The sequence below is a fragment of the Bradyrhizobium sp. GW821-FHT13H06 genome (genome assembly GCF_058803975.1).
On sequence record NZ_JBXAPN010000015.1, the window covers coordinates 14,718 to 33,133 of the forward strand.

23 protein-coding genes and 1 pseudogene are annotated in these 18,416 nt (G+C 60.6%); 10 read left to right on the plus strand and 14 right to left on the minus strand.

What is annotated here, in order from left to right:
• Positions 1–88 precede the first annotated feature (88 nt).
• Positions 89–1,372, minus strand: a complete 1,284-nt coding sequence (locus tag AC1RQP_RS36980; protein WP_492942322.1) for a hypothetical protein — start codon at positions 1,370–1,372, stop codon at positions 89–91.
• Positions 1,373–1,707: 335 nt separating this feature from the next.
• Here AC1RQP_RS36980 and AC1RQP_RS36985 point away from each other — a divergent pair.
• From AC1RQP_RS36985 to AC1RQP_RS36995, 3 genes and pseudogenes are all read left to right on the plus strand, one after another.
• Positions 1,708–1,881 (plus strand): annotated as a pseudogene (locus tag AC1RQP_RS36985) (non-homologous end-joining DNA ligase); the annotation flags it as partial.
• A gap of 133 nt (positions 1,882–2,014) precedes the next feature.
• Positions 2,015–2,350, plus strand: coding sequence for an ATP dependent DNA ligase (locus AC1RQP_RS36990; RefSeq protein WP_492942570.1), 336 nt, complete (start codon positions 2,015–2,017; stop codon positions 2,348–2,350).
• Positions 2,268–2,486: a hypothetical protein gene (locus tag AC1RQP_RS36995; RefSeq protein WP_492942324.1), complete on the plus strand. Its 219-nt coding sequence runs from the start codon at positions 2,268–2,270 to the stop codon at positions 2,484–2,486. The genes AC1RQP_RS36990 and AC1RQP_RS36995 overlap by 83 nt, the downstream gene beginning before the upstream one ends.
• 73 nt (positions 2,487–2,559) lie before the next feature.
• Here AC1RQP_RS36995 and AC1RQP_RS37000 read toward each other — a convergent pair whose 3' ends face one another.
• Positions 2,560–2,787, minus strand: coding sequence for a hypothetical protein (locus AC1RQP_RS37000; RefSeq protein ID WP_492942325.1), 228 nt, complete (start codon positions 2,785–2,787; stop codon positions 2,560–2,562).
• Between the two features lie 787 nt (positions 2,788–3,574).
• On the opposite strand from AC1RQP_RS37000, the gene AC1RQP_RS37005 reads away from it, so the two are divergent.
• The 3 genes from AC1RQP_RS37005 to AC1RQP_RS37015 all read left to right on the plus strand — a co-directional run bounded on the left by AC1RQP_RS37005 (position 3,575) and on the right by AC1RQP_RS37015 (position 8,492).
• Complete coding sequence (locus tag AC1RQP_RS37005) at positions 3,575–4,480, plus strand: helix-turn-helix domain-containing protein (protein WP_492942326.1); 906 nt, start codon at positions 3,575–3,577, stop codon at positions 4,478–4,480.
• Between the two features lie 347 nt (positions 4,481–4,827).
• Positions 4,828–7,233 carry a PAS domain S-box protein gene (locus AC1RQP_RS37010; RefSeq protein ID WP_492942328.1) on the plus strand — a complete coding sequence of 802 codons (2,406 nt, stop codon included), beginning with the start codon at positions 4,828–4,830 and terminating at the stop codon, positions 7,231–7,233.
• Between the two features lie 20 nt (positions 7,234–7,253).
• Entirely contained in the window at positions 7,254–8,492 is a 1,239-nt protein-coding gene (locus AC1RQP_RS37015) for an ABC transporter substrate-binding protein (protein WP_492942329.1), read from the plus strand.
• Positions 8,493–8,735: 243 nt separating this feature from the next.
• Here the strand turns inward: AC1RQP_RS37015 and AC1RQP_RS37020 are convergent, their stop codons facing one another.
• The 3 genes from AC1RQP_RS37020 to AC1RQP_RS37030 all read right to left on the minus strand — a co-directional run bounded on the left by AC1RQP_RS37020 (position 8,736) and on the right by AC1RQP_RS37030 (position 10,438).
• Positions 8,736–9,095 carry a response regulator gene (locus AC1RQP_RS37020; protein ID WP_492942331.1) on the minus strand — a complete coding sequence of 120 codons (360 nt, stop codon included), beginning with the start codon at positions 9,093–9,095 and terminating at the stop codon, positions 8,736–8,738.
• 198 nt (positions 9,096–9,293) lie between these two features.
• Positions 9,294–9,470 carry a hypothetical protein gene (locus AC1RQP_RS37025; RefSeq protein ID WP_492942332.1) on the minus strand — a complete coding sequence of 59 codons (177 nt, stop codon included), beginning with the start codon at positions 9,468–9,470 and terminating at the stop codon, positions 9,294–9,296.
• A gap of 116 nt (positions 9,471–9,586) precedes the next feature.
• Positions 9,587–10,438 carry a sensor histidine kinase gene (locus AC1RQP_RS37030; RefSeq protein ID WP_492942333.1) on the minus strand — a complete coding sequence of 284 codons (852 nt, stop codon included), beginning with the start codon at positions 10,436–10,438 and terminating at the stop codon, positions 9,587–9,589.
• A gap of 259 nt (positions 10,439–10,697) precedes the next feature.
• Here AC1RQP_RS37030 and AC1RQP_RS37035 point away from each other — a divergent pair, with 259 nt between their 5' ends.
• Entirely contained in the window at positions 10,698–11,036 is a 339-nt protein-coding gene (locus tag AC1RQP_RS37035; RefSeq protein WP_492942335.1) for a hypothetical protein, read from the plus strand.
• A gap of 147 nt (positions 11,037–11,183) precedes the next feature.
• On the opposite strand, the gene AC1RQP_RS37040 is transcribed toward AC1RQP_RS37035, so the two are convergent.
• A complete protein-coding gene (locus AC1RQP_RS37040; RefSeq protein ID WP_492942336.1) occupies positions 11,184–11,378 on the minus strand; it encodes a hypothetical protein in 195 nt (64 codons plus the stop codon).
• Positions 11,379–11,890: 512 nt separating this feature from the next.
• Between AC1RQP_RS37040 and AC1RQP_RS37045 the strand changes: the two genes are divergently transcribed.
• Positions 11,891–12,091: a hypothetical protein gene (locus AC1RQP_RS37045; RefSeq protein ID WP_492942338.1), complete on the plus strand. Its 201-nt coding sequence runs from the start codon at positions 11,891–11,893 to the stop codon at positions 12,089–12,091.
• A gap of 396 nt (positions 12,092–12,487) precedes the next feature.
• Here AC1RQP_RS37045 and AC1RQP_RS37050 read toward each other — a convergent pair whose 3' ends face one another.
• Entirely contained in the window at positions 12,488–12,808 is a 321-nt protein-coding gene (locus tag AC1RQP_RS37050) for a hypothetical protein (RefSeq protein ID WP_492942340.1), read from the minus strand.
• A 25-nt stretch (positions 12,809–12,833) separates the two neighbouring features.
• Positions 12,834–13,946: a DUF1236 domain-containing protein gene (locus tag AC1RQP_RS37055; protein WP_492942342.1), complete on the minus strand. Its 1,113-nt coding sequence runs from the start codon at positions 13,944–13,946 to the stop codon at positions 12,834–12,836.
• 213 nt (positions 13,947–14,159) lie between these two features.
• Here AC1RQP_RS37055 and AC1RQP_RS37060 point away from each other — a divergent pair, with 213 nt between their 5' ends.
• On the plus strand, positions 14,160–14,387 hold the full coding sequence (locus AC1RQP_RS37060; RefSeq protein WP_124162174.1) for a hypothetical protein: 228 nt from the start codon (positions 14,160–14,162) through the stop codon (positions 14,385–14,387).
• Between the two features lie 137 nt (positions 14,388–14,524).
• On the opposite strand, the gene AC1RQP_RS37065 is transcribed toward AC1RQP_RS37060, so the two are convergent.
• The 4 genes from AC1RQP_RS37065 to AC1RQP_RS37080 all read right to left on the minus strand — a co-directional run bounded on the left by AC1RQP_RS37065 (position 14,525) and on the right by AC1RQP_RS37080 (position 16,613).
• Positions 14,525–15,565, minus strand: a complete 1,041-nt coding sequence (locus tag AC1RQP_RS37065; protein ID WP_492942344.1) for a glycosyltransferase family 4 protein — start codon at positions 15,563–15,565, stop codon at positions 14,525–14,527.
• Between the two features lie 131 nt (positions 15,566–15,696).
• Positions 15,697–15,906 (minus strand): hypothetical protein, encoded by a 210-nt coding sequence (locus AC1RQP_RS37070; protein WP_492942346.1) that lies wholly within the window; start codon positions 15,904–15,906, stop codon positions 15,697–15,699.
• 89 nt (positions 15,907–15,995) lie between these two features.
• Positions 15,996–16,400, minus strand: a complete 405-nt coding sequence (locus tag AC1RQP_RS37075) for a hypothetical protein (protein WP_492942348.1) — start codon at positions 16,398–16,400, stop codon at positions 15,996–15,998.
• Between the two features lie 12 nt (positions 16,401–16,412).
• Positions 16,413–16,613 carry a hypothetical protein gene (locus AC1RQP_RS37080; RefSeq protein ID WP_492942350.1) on the minus strand — a complete coding sequence of 67 codons (201 nt, stop codon included), beginning with the start codon at positions 16,611–16,613 and terminating at the stop codon, positions 16,413–16,415.
• A gap of 290 nt (positions 16,614–16,903) precedes the next feature.
• Here AC1RQP_RS37080 and AC1RQP_RS37085 point away from each other — a divergent pair, with 290 nt between their 5' ends.
• The gene (locus AC1RQP_RS37085) at positions 16,904–17,317 is read left to right on the plus strand and encodes a hypothetical protein (protein ID WP_492942352.1); all 414 of its coding nucleotides are present in this window, start codon (positions 16,904–16,906) and stop codon (positions 17,315–17,317) included.
• 82 nt (positions 17,318–17,399) lie between these two features.
• Here AC1RQP_RS37085 and AC1RQP_RS37090 read toward each other — a convergent pair whose 3' ends face one another.
• Together AC1RQP_RS37090 and AC1RQP_RS37095 are read right to left on the minus strand one after the other, a co-directional pair.
• Positions 17,400–17,819 carry a hypothetical protein gene (locus AC1RQP_RS37090; RefSeq protein WP_492942354.1) on the minus strand — a complete coding sequence of 140 codons (420 nt, stop codon included), beginning with the start codon at positions 17,817–17,819 and terminating at the stop codon, positions 17,400–17,402.
• A 133-nt stretch (positions 17,820–17,952) separates the two neighbouring features.
• Positions 17,953–18,252 carry a DUF1236 domain-containing protein gene (locus AC1RQP_RS37095; protein ID WP_492942356.1) on the minus strand — a complete coding sequence of 100 codons (300 nt, stop codon included), beginning with the start codon at positions 18,250–18,252 and terminating at the stop codon, positions 17,953–17,955.
• Positions 18,253–18,416 lie beyond the last annotated feature (164 nt).

The window sequence follows — 18,416 nt, forward strand, 5'->3', positions numbered from 1 at the left end:
TAATCGAGTGAGTTCATCATTGCTAAAACCCTGTCGGCAAAACGCTCGGGCCTGAGTACCGGCGCCGTTGTCCCGGGTAGGCCAGCCCCTAAATCAACCAACCATGCATCAGATGGTGATCAACACTCCCTGCGTGATCGACCACGCTCTGCTCGGCGTGGGAAGGGCTAATCAGGCCCGCATACTGGATCAGCGCAAGTCCATTATGCTCGGCATTGTGCAGCCCACTCACATCGGTATGAGGTCTCTGGTTGTCCTCGATATGATCCGAATGCTTGGCCGCTGCCATGTCATTCTTAAAATGAAAGGAGTCTCCGAGCTCGGGCGCTGATGCCGTTTGTGTCGGTCCCGCGTCATCGGCAGCTTGGCTGTTGCCACCGGCATTTTCACTCGGCCCCCCGCGTAGATTTTCGGAAGCGTTTAAATGCGCCTTTTGCGAGTCAGGTTGCGATTTGTGGGAATCGATATGCCTGCCCGGTGGGCCATCCCTTAAAGCGTCTCCATCGCGATGCAATTGCTCACGATTGGATGGGGGTCCAGGCGGGTCATGCTCGGCATACGTCTTGCCCTTTACCTTGCCTTCCTCGGAAATATGCATGTCACGCTGCGGTTGCCCTTGGGCGAGATCTCGTCCCGGCGGCTCGTGCTCGGCATGCGGCTTGCCCTTCGCGGTGCCTTCTTCCGCAACATGGAAATCACGCTGAGATTGCCCATGATTAGGTCCGTCTACTTCAGCTGCCTGTGTTGGCCCGAGCTCCGCATTCCCTGGCGTGTCCGTTCGACCTTCCTGTTCGAAGCCGCCATGTTCGATCAGGGCGTCGACGGCACCGGCCCCAACGTGAAGGTTGCCGTTGCCCCTAGCACTAGCCTCGTTCGCAGCTGCATCAGGGAGCTGAAGCTCGTCGCCTCTGCCGATGGTATCACCTCGAACATTCTCGAAGGCGAATAAGTCACTGCGTGTTTCGAAATTGAGCCAGGCCAGGTCACGGAAGCCATTAAGGTTCGCATCTATGCCGTCAGCCATATTGAGAGCGTCAAACTCGCTGGTAGCGTTGGCGCCATCCGATGCAAAGAAATCGCTTGGGCTACCGGAAAAAGTGAACGCCTGCGCGGCGCTGGCAAGGAGCTCGAAAATCGAGACTCCGATCGCTGTCCATACGAACGTGCTAAAGCTGCTCAAGCCGAGCCTTGGAGCTGTGGGCGTCGGCAATGTGATCGTGCTGGCGGCAATATCAGCACGGGACTCGAGGAGCTTGCTGGCCCTCGTCGGACCATCAGCCACAAAAGTCTCAATGCAGTCGGCTTTGCCACCAGCTTTGGCCGTTTTGCCGGGAGCAGTGGTCGTCTTCTGCGGAGTGATTTTGATGGTCAAGACTGCCCGGGTACCGTCTGTGGCTACAACCGTGACAGTATCGGTATACGCATGATCAGTTGCGCGCGCGCTCGCGGGCGAGCGCTGGATTTACGAGATCAAGTTCGACGGCTACCGCAGGCCAGCTTCACATCGCCAACCAAGAGATCAGGATCTACACGCGCCGCGGCCTCGACTGGACCCGCCGCTTCCGCAAGGTGGCGCACGATGCCGACCTGATCAATGCCGGATCTGCCATCATCGACGGATGAGATCGTGGTGCCGGGCGAAGGCGGCAAGACCGACTTCGCGACCCTGCAGAAGAGCCTATCCGGCAAGGCCGACAACCTCGTCATGTGGCATTCGATCTGCTCTATCTCGATGGCCGCGACCTGCGGAAGTTGCCCCTGCTCGAGCGCAAGGCAGCCTTCAAGGCGCTGCTCGCCGGCGCGCCGATCGAATACAGCGACCATTTCGATCTGGACGGCGCCGAGCTCTATCGGCGGGTCTGCGCCGGCGAGCTCGAGAGCGTCGTGTCCAAGATCGCCGCTTCGCCCTATGGCGGCCTGCGCAGCAACTACTGGGTCAAGACCACCTGCGCGCACCGCGAGACGCTGACGATCGCCGGCTTCAAGATAAAGGACAACCGCTTCGACGGCATCCATGTCGGCCGCCAAAAGGGCGACAAGCTGCTCTCTGCCGGCAAGGGCGAGCACGGCTTCGAGGAATACGGCCGTTGCGGAGCTGCAGCAGAGACTGAAGAAGCTGGTGCGCAAGACTCAGCCCTTCGCCAAGCGCATCCCCAACAGCGGCATCTGGGTCGAGCCGCGCCTCGCCGCCGAAGTCGAGTACCGCGCCGACTCGGCCAACGGCATCTTCGGCATCCGTTCTTCAAGGGCCTGCGGGAGGATCTGCGATGGTGCTTATATCCGATGCCGAGCACATCGAGCAGAGCTACGACCTCGCCATGATGGCGCTGGCCGACTACCTCACGCATGAGCGCGACGCTGTGGCCACAGTCGATGCACTGATGCGCATCCTCGATCGCGACAGCCGTCGCGACTCCATCACGGAGGTGCAGGTCGATGCCCGGGTGCATCCACCGCCGAAGGCGGACACGCCGGCGCGGAGATAATAAAGCCCGACGCGAGGGGCATCCCGCGCCCGGCTTGAGGCTTTACACGATCTGAAGGGGCCGGCGAGGCCCCTCACCTAACGGCGCACGACGATGTTCGCATCGCGCGGGGATTGACGATCACGTATCCGGCGATCGAGCGCGCATGGACCCGAGCGCGGTGGCCGCCGGAATTGGCGTACAGGCTAGCCAGGTCGAGCCGCCGTTGGCTGGCGGCGGGATGGGGCTGATCAGCCTGGGCAAGACATCCGGCTAGTACCAAGTAAATCAGCTCTTTCAGACCATTGCTGTAGTAGGCCATCAGGAATGTCTTCCGCGGACCTAAACAACTTCAGGAGGCTTTCTTCCCCCTCGACTTTTTGGTTGTGGTGAGCTTTCGCCGCGTAGAAGCTGATTGCGAGCCAACAGATCGGCAGCCCCCAACTCGTCTTCCCGACCGGCATTGCACGAGGCGCGGCTACCTCAATTGGTGTGCTCTCCATCGCTCTCGTCATGCACGATCAAAGAATTTCGCGGCCTCGTTCGCTGCGCTTCCTGCCGCTGCTGTGACGATCGCTGCGATCCGGGTGGCGTCCCGGCAGAGGCGATCGTGAGGCCGATCGTGAACACGTACTTTACCCCTAACAAAACACTGCCGGAGTTAAGAACGCTTACCGATGGCCACGCGCTGGATCCCTTACGCAGTTTTAGCGACGAAAGCCGGAGGAAATTAGACATCTGATGAGCCCATGCGGCCGGTGATTGCACACGTCTGGAATGCCCTTTCCAAAAAGCACGATTTCAATTTCTGCTACCAGAGCCCACCCCCGTGTTCTAAGGGGCATGAACTGCTAACAGACTTGGCCATGACGATTTAGTCTCACGAACCGGACATGAGGCATATCTGCTGAAAGAATGAGCAACGACCCGTCTTCAAATCGCATAACTTGTCTCCACTGCCGGTAGGAGCATACTAGCGCGCACTGGTCGCAGGCAGATGTTTTCGGCACATAATAGAGCGATCGCGAAGGTCGCTAGAATTTTCATTCTAGGGAGCCACGGGCGTAGAAACGACCTTGGGCGATTTACTATCGATCGCGAGTGTGATCATGAGCAAAACGAATCTAAAGCGAAATCCTAACCTCAAATACCCGACTTCTAAACTGCTCAATTCGTCAAAAGACTCGGGATGGTCCACTCTGTTTGCCGAGCTTCGCGCGCACGGGTGCAGCGATGGGCCGGGATCTGCAGCTTCACATGCAGAAGTCGCAATCACCATGCGCGGCGGCAGCGAAGGGCGGGTCGCATGTAAAATATGCGCGAGCTGGCGGACCGTTCAGCCAACCACTGGTACGATCTGGCTAAGGCCCGTTGGCGCCAAGTCGGATGTGTCGCTAATCAGCGCCCCGACAGTGCACGTTATGCATCTGTATGTGCCAGAGCATGTCTTTGGCCGATTGGAGGACGATTACAATCTCCCGATCTCTCCAGGACGCGCCATACGCTACATCTGCGGTGTACAGGACGAGATAATTTGCCAATTGGGAAAAGCTGTGCTTTCCGAAATGATGAATCCCACGGCCGCGGGCCGGATGCTGGTCGAGACGTCTTCGCTGTTTCTCGCGGCACGTCTCGCGCACTCATACCTGGATCCTGTGCTCTCGCGGCGGCCAGCCTCGGCCAGATTTGGTCTGGATGCCAAGCGATTGAAGCGGGTACTCAACTACGTTGAAGTGCATCTGGCAGACGACATCACTGTTGCCGACTTGGCCAACGTGGCGTGCCTCAGCGCTTTCCACTTCAGCCGGGCATTCGCGACTTCAATTGGAGTACCGCCTCACCGCTATGTCAGTCAGCGCCGACTTGACCACGCCAAAGCAGCAGTTTCCGCCGGGCACGAATCGCTTGAAAGGATTGCGATCGACTGCCGGTTCTCTTCGCAGTCGAGCTTCACCAGAGCTTTCCGGCGCGCAACAGGTATGACGCCTGGCGAATACCGCCGAGCATCGCGATAGCACCTCACCTCTCTGGGTGGTCCAAATCCGGTTCAGCGCAGGTACGTCTCGCCTGACTTAACTAGGCTGCTTCTGATTCTGACACCGCAGGAACGGTCAAGATTGGAGCAAGATGGGTGCAGCCCCTCCTCTCCGACACCCTTATTGTATTCCTGATTGATCGAACTATGCGCCACCATAGCGCGTGCGGCGGAACCTCATGTGTAACGAGGAAGATCTCCTATCGCGTACTCGGAAGGCTTCACCTTGACGATTGTTCCACCAGGCAAGTCGCCAACCGGTGTTGTATCGTGGAAGTGGACGGACAACCCCGCGGCCGTCATCGACACAGCCTGTATGGCTGAGCCATGAGCACTGAACTCCGAGAGGCATCGAAACCGGGTTTTCGTCTGGGACTCGAGCTCAGGCAGTTCTTCCAGAAGCTTTCAAATGGCTTCACGCATCCCGTTCTTGCTCATCGCTGGAGCACGAAGCGAAGGTCTCGGTTTCTCTCTTTGGTCTGCGCCGCAGTCGTACTGGCGCTTATTTTGCTGTTCTGTGTTCGGTTAGGTTTCGATCATGCGACAGCGGCCTTTGCACTTCTCGTCGTCATAGCCATTCTGAGCTATCGCGCCGGCTTCTTGACGTCCTTTGCATTCTTAGTGGTGGCGTATCTTTGCCTCAGCTACTTCATTGTGGATCCTGCCTTCAGCTTTCGTGTGGGCAATCCCCAGCATGCGGTGCTTCTTGCCACATTTCTGATCAGCTCGCTGTTCGTCTCCAGCCTGATCTGGCGTATCCAGACCCTGGATTCAAAGCATCTCGAGCAAGCTCGGTTGCTCGACCTCACTACGGACGCCGTTATTGTCCGCGACACGGAAGAGGTCATTACGTACTGGAATCGGGGCGCTGAAGCGCTCTACGGCTGGCGGCGCGAGGAGGCCATCGGCAAAGTCGAACATCTCCTCTTGAAAACTGAATTCCCAGAACCCCTCCACAATCTAAGGCAGACGCTCGCCCTGACAGGACGGTGGGAGGGCGAACTGGTCCATACCACTCGCAGCGGCGCGAGGATTCTCGTACTAAGCCGCTGGTCGAGCCGACACGAGCAGCCAGATACATCCGGTACAATTGCATGCAATACCGACGTTACGCAGCGTCGTGCAGCTGAGAAGGCCGCACTCCAGAGCCAAGCCGCCTACATTGCCGAAGCTCAAAAGCTTAGTAAGACTGGCAGCTTTGGCTGGAACATCGCGACCAATCATCTCGTATGGTCTGCAGAAACATTCCGAATATTCGAACTGCCGTCGCTGTCGACGCCCACGATGGACTTCGTCTTCCAACGGATCCACCCTGATGACCTCAACGCAGTCCGCGCCGCCGTCACCGACGCGCAGGAAAGCGGGAACGGCTTCTCTCTGGAACATCGGCTGCTGATGCCGGACGGAACGGTTAAATTCCTAAGGTTGAAAGCCCATCCAATGACGAACCCGGACAGCCCCCCGGAGTTTGTCGGCGTGGTAATGGACATTAGCGAGCAAAAGCGCGCTCATGTAGAACTCGTCAAGAGCGAACAACGTTATCGGCAGCTTTTCTCGCGCATGCCGATCGCCCTTCGGCAACTCGATGCCACCAAACTCGTTCAAATCTTCCGGCAATTGCGCCAGGACGGCGTCACCGATCTCGGCCTCTATTTCGAGGCAAATCCCGGATTCCTCCAGACGTGCATGGAAGCCCTCACCTTTCGCGAGGCAAACGAGCACGCAATCCAGATGTTCGGCGGTAATGCCGGCGAAAGCTCACCCGTCTCTCTGGTCCGCACCTGGGAGGCCCGTCCCGATACGTTCCGACGCGCAATGGAGTCGCGTTTTCGCGGCGAGCCCAGCTTCGAGGAGGAAACCAAGATGGTCACCTGGGACGGTCGGGTGATCGACGTCCTCTTTATCACCGCCCGGGTTGGCAGGGTCCACGACTATGAAATGAGCTTGGTCGGGACAATCGACATCTCGGAGCGTATCCGCGCGCAGGACTCTTTGCGGAAGCTGCAGGCGGACTTTGCGCATGCGGCGCGCGTCTCGATGCTTGGCGAGTTAACCGCTTCCATTGCTCATGAGATCAATCAGCCGCTCGCCGTAATATCGACCTCTGGGAGCGCCGGCCTGCGGTGGCTCGACCGGCCTCAACCGGCCCTGGACGAGGTGCGGTCATCGATCGGGACAATTTTGGCCAGCTCCCAAAGGGCCGCTAACATTGTTGCACGAGTTCGCGCGATGGCCGCCGGCCAATCAACAGCCAGATCGCTAGTACTTGTGGACGAAGCCATCGCAGAGGCGCTGCTATTTCTGCAGCATGAAAGCCAGATGCAGGGTGTTACTATGACGTTCCATAAGAATGCGTCGTCAATACGCGCGCTCTGTGACCGAACACAGCTGCAACAGGTCATCGTCAATCTTGCGATGAACGCGATGCAGGCCATGGAAGGTGCCGGAACCCGGTCTCGTCGGATAATCATCACGTCCGGATGCCCGAGCCCGGACGAATTCTGCTGCGTATTTGAAGATAATGGACCCGGGATCAAGTCCGCGCATCTCGATCGCCTGTTCGATAGCTTCTTCACGACCAAAGACAATGGAATGGGCATGGGGTTGGCAATCTGCAGGTCCATTGTCGAATCTCACGGCGGTCGGATCACCGCGGAGAGTGGCGGAGAAGGACGTGGGGCGATCTTTCGCTTCACCCTGCCCGTTTCAGCCGGGTCCTCTCCTTCAAATTGAAACTGTTTAGGAGTGAGCGGATGCTGGCACCGAAGCAATATTGGATCTCATTCATCGCTCTTGTCGTACTGATGGCTGCCACGAGATGCGCGAATGCTGAAAAGCAATACGACGCCGGCGCGAGTGACTTCGAGATAAGGATAGGCAATATCATGCCCTACAGCGGGCCCGCGTCCGCTTATGGGATCATTGGAAGGACGATGAAGGCCTTCTTTCAAATGGTGAATGACAACGGCGGCATTAATGGCCGTCGCATCAATTTCATTTCCTACGATGACGCCTACAGCCCGTCAAAAACCATGGAGCAGGCGCGACGCTTGGTGGAAGACGATGAGGTTCTTGCTATCTTCGCGCCGTTCGGCACCGCAAGCAACGCCGCCATACAGCGCTACATGAATAACAAGCGTGTCCCGCAGCTATTTGTAATATCTGGCGCCTCACGCTGGGGCGACCCCGGGCAATTTCCTTGGACCATGGGCTGGCAGCCAACTTACCGTGCGGAGGCGGGCGTCTACGCGAACTATATCTTATCCAATCATCCAAATGCCCGTATCGGGATTATCTACCAGAATGACGATTTTGGAAGGGAGTACCTTCGCGGACTTGAAGACGTCTTCAAGGATAGGTTTTCCAAAATGGTGATCGCAGCTGCACATTACGAGGTCGGCACGCCGACCGTGGATTCTCAAGTCGTCGCGATCAAGTCAAGCGCGCCGGACGTTTTCATCAACGTTGCGACGCCCAAATATGCTGCCCAGGTCATCCGGAAATTGGGCGAACTCAATTGGCGGCCAATACACATCCTCACGAATGTATCCGTATCGATCGGCGCGGTACTAAGGCCCGCCGGTTTACAGAACTCTAATGGTATTCTGAGCGCTGGCTATCAGATGGATGTGACGGACGCCCAGTGGGCCCGACAGCCTGGCATGCGGAGTTTTCGAAGTTTCCTGGATAAATACTATCCCGAGGTCGACCGAACTGAGAGCGGCCCGCTAATCGCGTATAATATGGGCACAGCGCTTGTTGAAGTCATCAAACGTTGTGGCGACGATCTGAGCCGCCTGAACATCATGAAGACCGCCTCCGACCTCAACCTCGAAATCGGCGGTTACATTCCTGGCGTCCGTATAAGGACATCGCCGACTGACTTTTTTCCGATTGAGCAACTACAGATGATGCGGTTCAACGGCGCCCAGTGGGACTTGTTCGGCCCCCTCGTTGGCGGGGAGGAAAATCCGTTAGCAGCATCGAAATAAGTGCAGGGTTTGTGATGTTGTCGGCGTATTTTGAGTCGAACCTGCCGCGATCCATTTAGGCGCGTCGCTGGAGGACCTAGGCGGCTCCGTTCCCCTGAATGCTCGCCAAATGTGCACGCGCACCGATCAACTCCGAGGTACGAAGTTGACCGCGGTCATCCAATTCTCGCGATTTGGTAGATTGCGCCCACTCGCAGCAGCAGGCAAACCCGTAGCTTGTCACCGTGGCTATTCGCGCGAACCTCAGGCTGCCTGCCATAAAATGCAAGGTACGCAATGTCTTGGCCATCCTCGTTTGGAGGAGCGGTGACCATCCGTCGAGCAACAGGCCATCCCACGCAATGACGCTTTCCCATTTCGACGCGTATTGTGCAGGCCGTCAAGGTCCAGCCGCATGCCCTTCTCGGCGGCCAACGCTTGGAGCTGCTCGATGTGGCCCGCGGAGCTCTTCTCTATCAGAACGCTGTTCGGTACGCCGTGCGCGTTCCAGTCCTCGGCGTGACTGCCCGTCATGTAGACGATCGGAAAATCCGGATCGACCTCACGGACCCTCCGAGCGAGCGCCCAGCCGTTCAGCCCCGCGCCGATGCCGATGTCCGTCAAAAATGCACGGTAATTCTGCGGATTATCCCTGAACAGGGAGAACGCCTCGTCGCCCGATCGCGCGATCTGGACTTCGAATCCCCCTTCCGAAAGTGCCTCTTCGCGAATTCCTGAAGGACCAATTCGTCCTCCGCGACCAGAATGCGAACAGTATCGGTCATTCGGAGGATTCCTTTGCCGCCAGCAACACGAAAGGATTCAGCCGCCGGAGGCCTCGGGTGCACCGTCGTCTGCTTCGTCCCGGGCCGCCTCGGCCCGCTCCTTCAGGTCTGCCGCCTTTTCAACCAAGCGGGCGGCGACCTTCGGATCGGTCGTCGCCTTCGCAAACCTGAGCAGGGTGGCCGCCTGCCGGTTCTGATACTCTCGTCCCGCCACTTCGCACTCTCTAGGCATGATCGCCCCCGACCCGCCGTCCCCGAGCAGCTAATTGCAACCCCAGCGATTCGTTCCCCGAAATGGTCAAAAGTGTACATTGGAACCGGGCCCGCCACTTAGGACCGGGACGCTGACAATCGAGCGAGCAGGCCTGGGTCTAGGCGTTCATATGCGATTTCACCCTCGAGCTGCTGCGTGAGAAGCTGCACGATCCGTGAGCCCAATCCGCCAGGGGCGGTCGCGTCAGGAAGACCTCTTCCGTTGTCGAAGACCGACAACTCCATGCCGGCGCCGCCTGCGAAGGCCACCGTCACGTGACCGGGCCTGTCGTCCGGGAATGCGTATTTCAGCGAGTTCGTGCCGAGCTCCTTGGCAATGATGCCGATCGCGAGCGCCTCGTTGTGCGGATGGTAAACTTCGTCGCAGACCACCTGGAAGGCGATCGGCGCCGACGGAGCCAAGGATTGAAAAACCTTCTCGACGACATCGTTCAGGAAGTAGCGCATGTTCACGGAGCCCGAGTCCTCCTTGAACGACAGATGGTCGTAGACTTTGGCCATCACCTGCAGCCGGCGTGCGGTCGCTTCCATGGCCGCCGCGACTTCCGGGCTGCCGTGCCTTGCCTCCAACCTCATCATCCCGCCGAGGATCGCAAGGTTGTTCTTGGTCCGGTGCGCCATCTCCTGCAGCAGCACGGCCTTGTTCTTGTCCGCCAGCACGACGCGTCGGAGTTCGGAGCGTTGAAATTCGGCGACGACGGCCGTGCCTGCCGCGGTGATCGCGAACAGCGCGTTCGTCACCAGATAGTTGAAGCCGGAGCTCCCGGGATAAGCGACATAGGCGCTCACGGCCACGGCGATGACGGCGGCTAGGACGCCGGACCCGCGGTTGAAGATCAGGCCCGAGAGGAATATCCCAGGCAGCAGCAGGAAGTCGCCGGGCGCCCCGGTCTGCATCCGGAGCGCCATCTGCAGCACTGCGCAAACGACCAGGATGCAGATGGTGATGCAGTACCGGGCAACAGCCGGGAGACGGTGCTCCAGCCCAGCGGGGACAGCCTGTTCATGGAAACTTAAACCACCCGTTGGGGATCGCCGTTCCCGCCGCCGCTCGGGATCTCGGGAACAAGATCGAGAATAGGAGTCTTAAGAGGTAAAGCCGAATTGGAGACGGCGGCGGCTGATACCGGGACCGCCAGATTGGCCTGGAAAGCGAGTGCGGTCCTACATGAAATGGATGCTTGTCGTTCTGGTCGCCGGCGTGACGCCGGTCAACACCGATCTGGTGTTCGAGAAATTCGCGGATTGCCTATCCGCCGAGGAGCAGATGCGGAGGCATTACGCGGACGCATTCGAGGCTTGGGATAGATCGGCGGCACTCAATTTCGAGCGACGTCGGGATTATTCCAAGGCACGCGACATCCAAGCCAAACGGCTACTGAGCAACATCGGGACTTGCATTCCGCACGGTGGCGATCCGCTTCCCGGCACGCCTCTGCAGCAGCCAAATCCTCAACCCACCGCTCCCCAACCCTCGCCGACACCGCAGCCGCCCCCAAAAACCTGACTGCGCAGAAACCTGACTGCGCAGAGGAGACTGGCATTGCCGCCCCGTCTCTCTGGCGCGAACGCGCCAAGCCGACGCAAGTCTCCATCGGGAGAGGCGGCATTTCTGTTTTACTATCTCGCAGAGGGTAGTCGCCGAGAGCGGCAATCAATGGTGCATCGCGGCGAGATCGCCGAACATCTTGCCCGTCGTGCTGTTGACGATGTGCAACGACATGCAGGCCGGGCATGGCACCGAAACGTAGGTATCTTCAGGTTTTCTGCACTCAGGCGCTTCGTCGTCCAGGGAAAGCTGGACGTTCATTCGCGTGCGCGGACAGTTGAACAGGATCTGGCGCTGCATGATCCCACCATGCACCTTGCCCGCTGCCGGCGAAATTGCGGATGACTACCTAGGGCGCTCTCCGGAAGTTGAGGTGGGTCAAAGCGAACCCAACGACTGGATCTAGGATTGACCTGCGTCGGGCACTTCGGCATAGCGTGCCGAGGCGGAGCCCGGACTCCTAGGCACTCCGGGTCCCGCCTCTCGGCCGCTGCGAACTACGATTACTTTTCCGGAGGCCTCAGCGGGCTGTCGGCCCAATTGCGAGCCGTCGTGTTGTGGAATGGGTCTTGATCGCAAACAGTGCACACGTAGCGTAACCGGCCGGCGACAACGTCATCAGGCACGGCCACCATCTCCTTGCCGCACGCCGGGCACGTCTTCCGGATCGGATAAAGGACTGCCATCGGACTTCCCCTGCCGTCCCAACCTTAGTCCCGCTCTCAACGTCTGCGCAAGCGCATCAATCAAGGCTTGACGTGCGTCGCGCAAGCTATTGAGATCGCGCTTCTGGTGATGTTGCTGGGTGCGTCATGGAGGAGTTCTACAGGGGCTTTGCGAAACGGGCGCGCGATCTTGCGGAGGCGGCCGATCCATTCACCAGGCGGAGGCTGCTCGACCTTGCCCAGCGGTACGATGTCAAGAGCAGGCCAGGCGCCGCAAGCGCGCGGTCCCTTCCGCCGCAGCGCGCCACGCCTCCGACGGTGCTGTTCTCCGGCTGCGGCGAATCTTGAAAGGCAGCGAGCGCGCGGACGCGACCTCTGCCCGCCGGGCCGCCGGTCCAAAAACTTCGTTGCGCTCAGAGGAACGACTGCGCGAGTACCAAGTTTTCCCGATGCCCCTGCCCCAAGGGGCGACGCCGAACTGGCCCCAGCTCAAAGCCCCCTAGCCCCCCAGAGCTGGGGCCTTCGGCCGTCAGGACTAAAGCAGTAAGGGGCGCTTAGCAGTTTCCACGGGGTCTCAATCTTGACGATAAGCGCCTAGATTCAGCGCTCTCGTTCGAGCCGGGATCGGCTTTAGCCGCGCAACAATTAGCCCTTGAACTAGAAGCCTCGCATTAGCAGGCATCTATGAACGCGGAAACCGAAGCCGACGTCGAAAGGGCCGCTCGGAGAGCGGCCCTTTTCCAGTTACCAGCGGCCGGTGCCGAAGCTGAAGCCGATGCTCGGCCCCCCGCCGTAATAGCCGTAGCTGCGGTCGTAGTAGCCCGGACCGCCGTAGGAGCCGTAGCTTCTGCGCACCACGTAGCCGTCGTCGCCGCCGTAGTAGCGCTGCACGTATCGTGGGCCACGGGTCCGGTAGCAGCGGCCGTACTCGCTGCAGACCAGGCGGACCTGATCGATGTTTGCCAGCTCCATGGATCCGACCGGGCTTGGGTTGAGCGGCGCCGCCGAGGCCGCGGACGCCAGCATGGCGGTGGCGACAAACGCTCCGAGAGCAATAGTTCTCATGTTCGTTCTCCTCGGTGTGACAAGATCAATCGATCTCTTCGATGACGCGGCGTTCCCCTGGATCGACGATGTAGGTGTGGCTATCCCGGTTGATGTACCGGTACTCCCGCAGGCTCGGCGCCTCGCGGTAAACCTCCTCGGGGAAAGTCTCGACTTCCACGCCTTCCGGCAGGCGCTCCCCCCTGCGGATCTCGGTGCGCACAGTGCTGCCGGTGGTCTGCCGCTCGCGCTCGATAGGGCGAGCCTTGGCGTGCTTCCGGATCATCTCGCGTTCACGATCGCTGAACGCCGCCTTGCGCTGCTCGGTCCTCGCCGGCGCAGCGGCCGTCGAGCGGCCGGAGTACGGCAGCACCGTTACGATCTTGTAGGTCGACGGTTCGACGATGACGATCTCATCCTTGACCAGGACGAAGTTGTAACCGCGATACTGCGGGATGACCTCGACGACCTCGGCCGGCAGCGGCTGCAGACGGACGTCGCGAGGCACGACCGTGCCCACCGAGAGGGAGAAGGTCACGTTGGTGAGCGGCTGCACGTTCAGGTGCGAAATCGACGCGCTGATGCGGGTCCGCTGCTGGTCGTTGATGTTCACCGACGCGTTCACATTGGTGTTCGACGAACGATCTGCCGTGCTCTGCTGATTGTTGGGCTGCTGGGCGGTGTTTGCCGATCCGCTACCCGACGGCGATTGGGCCTGGTTGGTGGTTGAGGCTGGTGGGTTGGCGCTCTGCGTCTGGTTGTTTGAGTTCGAAGGAGGATTGGTCTGCTGCTGGCTGGAAGGCGCCGTTGTCTGGTTGGACGGCTGATTGGTCTGGGCTTGGTTGGTGGAGTTGTTCGAGGGCGCTTGAGTGGTGTTGGTAGCCGCGCCCGAATTGGACGACTGGCCTGCAGCGGTCTGCCCCGTCGATGACGGAGATTGCGTCTGGGCGGAATTCGTCGAAGGACTGGTCTGCGCGGATCCCGACGAAGGGTTGTTCGCCGGGGCCGAAGTCGAAGACGACGGCGTCGAGGAATCCTGCTGACGCTGGGTGGAAGTGGAAGTCGGACTTGAGCTCGACGAGTTCGGCGAAGACTGAGCGAAAGCCGAAGTCGCGATCGCGACGGCAGCGGTCGTGGCCAAGAATAAACGCTTGTTCATCTCTGAAACCTCCTAAATGCGGACGCCGGTCAACCCGCGGCGGCAGGCACGGTTCCGTTTCGGGACAATTTGGCAATCTGCTCTCGATTTATTCCGAACGGTGCAAGAAATGCTGCTGTACCGAAATGGCACGACGGCTTCGTGGCTGGGAACAACCGGAACATGCATGACGCATCCTCGTTTGCAGTGACTACCAACACTGAGGAGGACATCATGAAGAAACTGATCGTGTGCGGCGCGCTCGCCGCTTTCGCCCTCGGCACCCAGGCCGCCAGCGCTGCCGAATTCTACATCGTCCGCGACGCGACCACCAAGAAGTGCACCGTGGTCGACACCAAGCCGACGACGACCACGACGACGGTCGTCGGCAACGGCGTCTACAAGACCAAAACTGAGGCCGAGTCCGCCGTGAAGACCACCAAGGTCTGCACCGAGCAGTAACCGCTCGGCGCTTCAACCAGCCACGGCCCGTCCGGCATCTCCGGACGGGCTGTTTTTCTTTCGTCTGCTCGCATCGAAAAAAGGCGCCTCCGGATGGAGGCCTCGATCCCGAAAAACGCTTCGTCCGCTCGGATGCGTCAGGCGCGACAGCCTCCGCGAGCGACCAGCTCGCGATAACTGTCTTCGTAGCGCCGGGCCATACGGTTGGCTGCAAAGCGCTCCTCGAAGCGGGCGCGGATCCTGCTCCGATCCAGCCGGCCCGCTTTCCCCACCGCCTCGATCGCCTGCTCCTCGCCATCGACTATGAAGCCGGTGACGCCGTCCTCGACCACTTCCGGCACCGATCCGGAGCGGTACGCGATCACGGGCGTGCCGCAAGCCATCGCTTCGATCATGACGAGGCCGAACGGCTCCGGCCAATCGATAGGAAACAGGAGCGCGGCGGCCCCCGCGAGGAAGGGCTCCTTGCGGGCTTCATCCACCTCGCCGACGAGTTTGATCTCCTTGCCGTCGATCTCAGGCTCCAGCTTCTTCTTGAAGTACGCCGTCTCCGCCCGGGGTATCTTGGCCGCTATCCGCAGCGGCATCCCGACGGCACGTGCGATGCGTATCGCATCTTCCGGCCCCTTTTCCGCCGTGAGTCGTCCGAGAAACGCCAGATACGAACCGCTTTCGAACGACGGTCGAAACTGGTCCTTGGGAAGCCCATGGGGAATCGTCGCGATCCAATTCGCATCCGGAAGCGGACGGCGCTGGTTGTCGGAGATGGAGACGAAGGGGGCCTCCGGAAAAGCGCCGATCACGTCCGCCAGGCCGGGAAGGTCGAGGCGTCCGTGCATGGTCGTCAGAAACGGCACTCCCGTGCGTCTCAGGACCGGCAGCGGCAACCAGTCGACATGGGAGTGGATGACGTCGAAGTCGCGGGCGCGCTCGGCGATCGCCTCGATGAGGAGCGCGCAGGCGGCGTTCGGATCGACGCCCCGCCGCCCCAGGCGCAGCGCGCGCGGCCAAACGGCATGAAGCTTTCCTTTCGTTCTCGAATCTCCGCTTGCGAAGAGGGTGACGTCGTGTCCGAGTTGGACGAGCTCGTCCACCAGCCAGGCGATCACCCGCTCTGTGCCACCATAGAGCTTCGGAGGAACGCTCTCGGCCAACGGGGAAAGCTGGGCGATCCGCATCGGTCAGGCGCCAACGACGAGCCGCAGGCCGATCACGACAGCCCCGGAGATCAGAAACGATATCGCGAGCAGCGTCCAACTTGGCCTTGTGCTTCCGCGGGCTGCGCGCACGACGAGCATTTTCATGCTCGTCAACATTCGTCTCTAGGAAGACGGTGCAGGTAGGCGATGCCGAAGCTCGCGAGTTCTTCGGTGTCGCTCTCGCGCTCTTCCCATCTCCTGTGCAGGTGGCGCTCGAGCAAGCAGCGCCGGCTGTCGCGAGCGCCGACCTCGGGATGCCGCGCCCGGTACACCGTCCATGCCGTCTCCGCGGCGCTCTTCAAGACAACATCGTCAACCATGCTCACTCTCCGGAGACGAACCCAATCGCTGCCAACTCGAGGCACCGCTGAAAGTTTCCGGTTTTTCCCGGTTCTGGACGAGAGGTGGTTCAGGATGCCATGGCGCGCGCTCGCGCACGTGCTGCGCGGCGGCGCCGCAGGCGCTGGTTTCGGCCGACCCTTATGGAGAGGAGAAGCCTCGGCGCCGGCTCAGCGAACGAGAGCTGCTCGACCGGAGCGTCCGGTGAGGTTTGCGGTTCTGAAGACCTGGCTTCCATGAAGTCGAGTACCGTCCTGCCCCTCTCCGTGATCCGCCATCCTCCGTTCAGGCGTTCGACCAGCGCCTGCGAGAAGATATCGAGATTGGGGACGCGGGCGGCGAGGCGCTTAGTCCGCTCGGACCAGTCGCGGCCGCTAGTCGCAAGGATCGCCATGTCACGCTTGAGATCCGCCATGACGGCGAATCCATCGGGATAACTCACCAGGATCTTCAGCACTGTGACCTGGAAGTTCACCCTCGCCCTCCGCTATCGCCACGTGGTGGGAGCGTCGTGGAGCGCTTCGCGTCCCACCTGCTTCAGGCTCTCCGGCGCTGTCTCGCCCTTCGCCGCCGCTTCAAGTATTTTTGAAGCGACGTGGGTGCGAGCTCCGTTTTGAAGGCGCGGAACGTCTTCGCAAACCTCGTCGAACACGGCGCGCAAAAGCGCCGTAGTTGCTGGATCGAACATGGGACGCCCCAAGGAAAGAGAGATAGTTTACCGCAAACGCACGCTACTGCCACTCAACATTGTTAACTGAGCTTCACTGGTGAAGACGCCGAGCGCTCCCGGAAGAATGTCGCGGCGCAACATTGATCGCGAACCCGTCGAACGCAGGTGCGTTGTTTCCAGCTCGATTTCTTCGGGCAACGCTGCCCCGCGCTGCGCGATTCATTGCCCGCTCGCCGCCGGGGCCAGCGGAAACCATTGCCTGTTTTTCCCGTTGATGCCGGGGCGCCAGCAACGTGAAAGGATTTTCGATGAAGAGAAGTGCAATGTCGGCGCTGATGGTCGGCGCTCTTGGTCTCGCCTCGGTAGCCACGACATCTCCCGCCGAAGCCCATTGGCGAGGAGGTTGGGGCGGCTGGGGACCGGGCCTCGCAGGTGGCCTGGTCGCGGGCGCGGTCATCGGCGGGCTTGCCTCCTCGGCCTACGCCTGGGGGCCGGGGTATGGCTATTACGGCGGGCCCAGCTACCACCGGGCCGGCTATTACGGTGGCCCTTACGGGTACGACGAACCGTATCGCTGGGGCGGCGGATACACCACGACCTACTACACGGCGCCGGTCTCCTACGGTTATCGCTATCGCCGCGTCGTGCGTCCTGCCTACGCCTATTACGGCGGATCCTATCCGGTCGTTCGGCACCGCTGGCATCGTCATCATCACTGGTGAGATCGGTCCGACCGCACAACGAAGGCCGCGATTCGGAAGCGCGGCCTTTTTGCGTAGGGCAACGACGTAGAACTTCCGGTCATCACCATCCGCCGGCAAATGGGTCGTGCCGGTCGAAGGCAAGCCGTCGCTCGGATGCTCTTCTCGAAAGCTGGGCCGAGCGCTTCGGACGCGGACCGGCCCCCGCGGAGACGCGAGCAGACGGCTCGTGCTTGATCTCGGCAGAAGGTGCTGCAGGCATTGCGGCCAGGGCTTGGCGAACCTGCTCCTGCGGTTCTTCAGGGATGGGATCCGCCTGCGCGACCTGGGGCACGTCCGTACGCGGACGCGTGTTAAACACGATCTTCTCCGGAAGGCTTATCGCCGATCTGATCCGGATGGTGGTTCTGTCGGGATCCGCCGCGGCGGCAGCTTCGATGGGAGCGGGCAGGTACCGATCTGCAGCGAAGAGCAGGGCCAGCAGCAGACCGCCCACGAAGACGAAATAACGAATGATCGGCATGAACTGGCCGCTCGTGAAAGGGGGTGAGATTTTGGGCGGGCCGGATCGGCGTGGCGGGCCGCTGACTTCAGCGACCCGCCAAGGACTCAGTCGATCTCCTGGACGACCGTGCGGGTCGACGGGTCGACCAGCATCACGCGCTCGCCCGAGTAGACATAGCGGTACTTCGTGAGTGCGGGACCCAGTCGGCGGGCACCGCCTCGAGCTCGACCTCGCGCGGCACGGGCTGGCCGACCACGATCTTCTCGCGGGTCTGCACGGGGCGGACCTTGTGTTCGGTGACGTAGGTGCGGATCTTCGTGCGGTATTCCGGCTCGATCTGCACGGCGGAGCCATGACCGGTGCCGGTGGTCGTTGTGACGACCGTAGACTGCGCGATCGCGCCGGTCGAAATCAGCGCGGCGGCCGCGCAGGTCAGCATCAGCTTCTTCATGGAAATCTCCTGACCGCAGGAAGCGGCCTGCGAGAACCCGCCGGTGGTGGCAAGGTTCCGGAAGTGCGGCAGGATGATTGCCGATTTTTCCCGACTTGGTGAACATCGGGCCGCTTCCGCCGAGAAGGGCCTCCGCAGAGAAAGGCACGCTCTTCACGATGCCA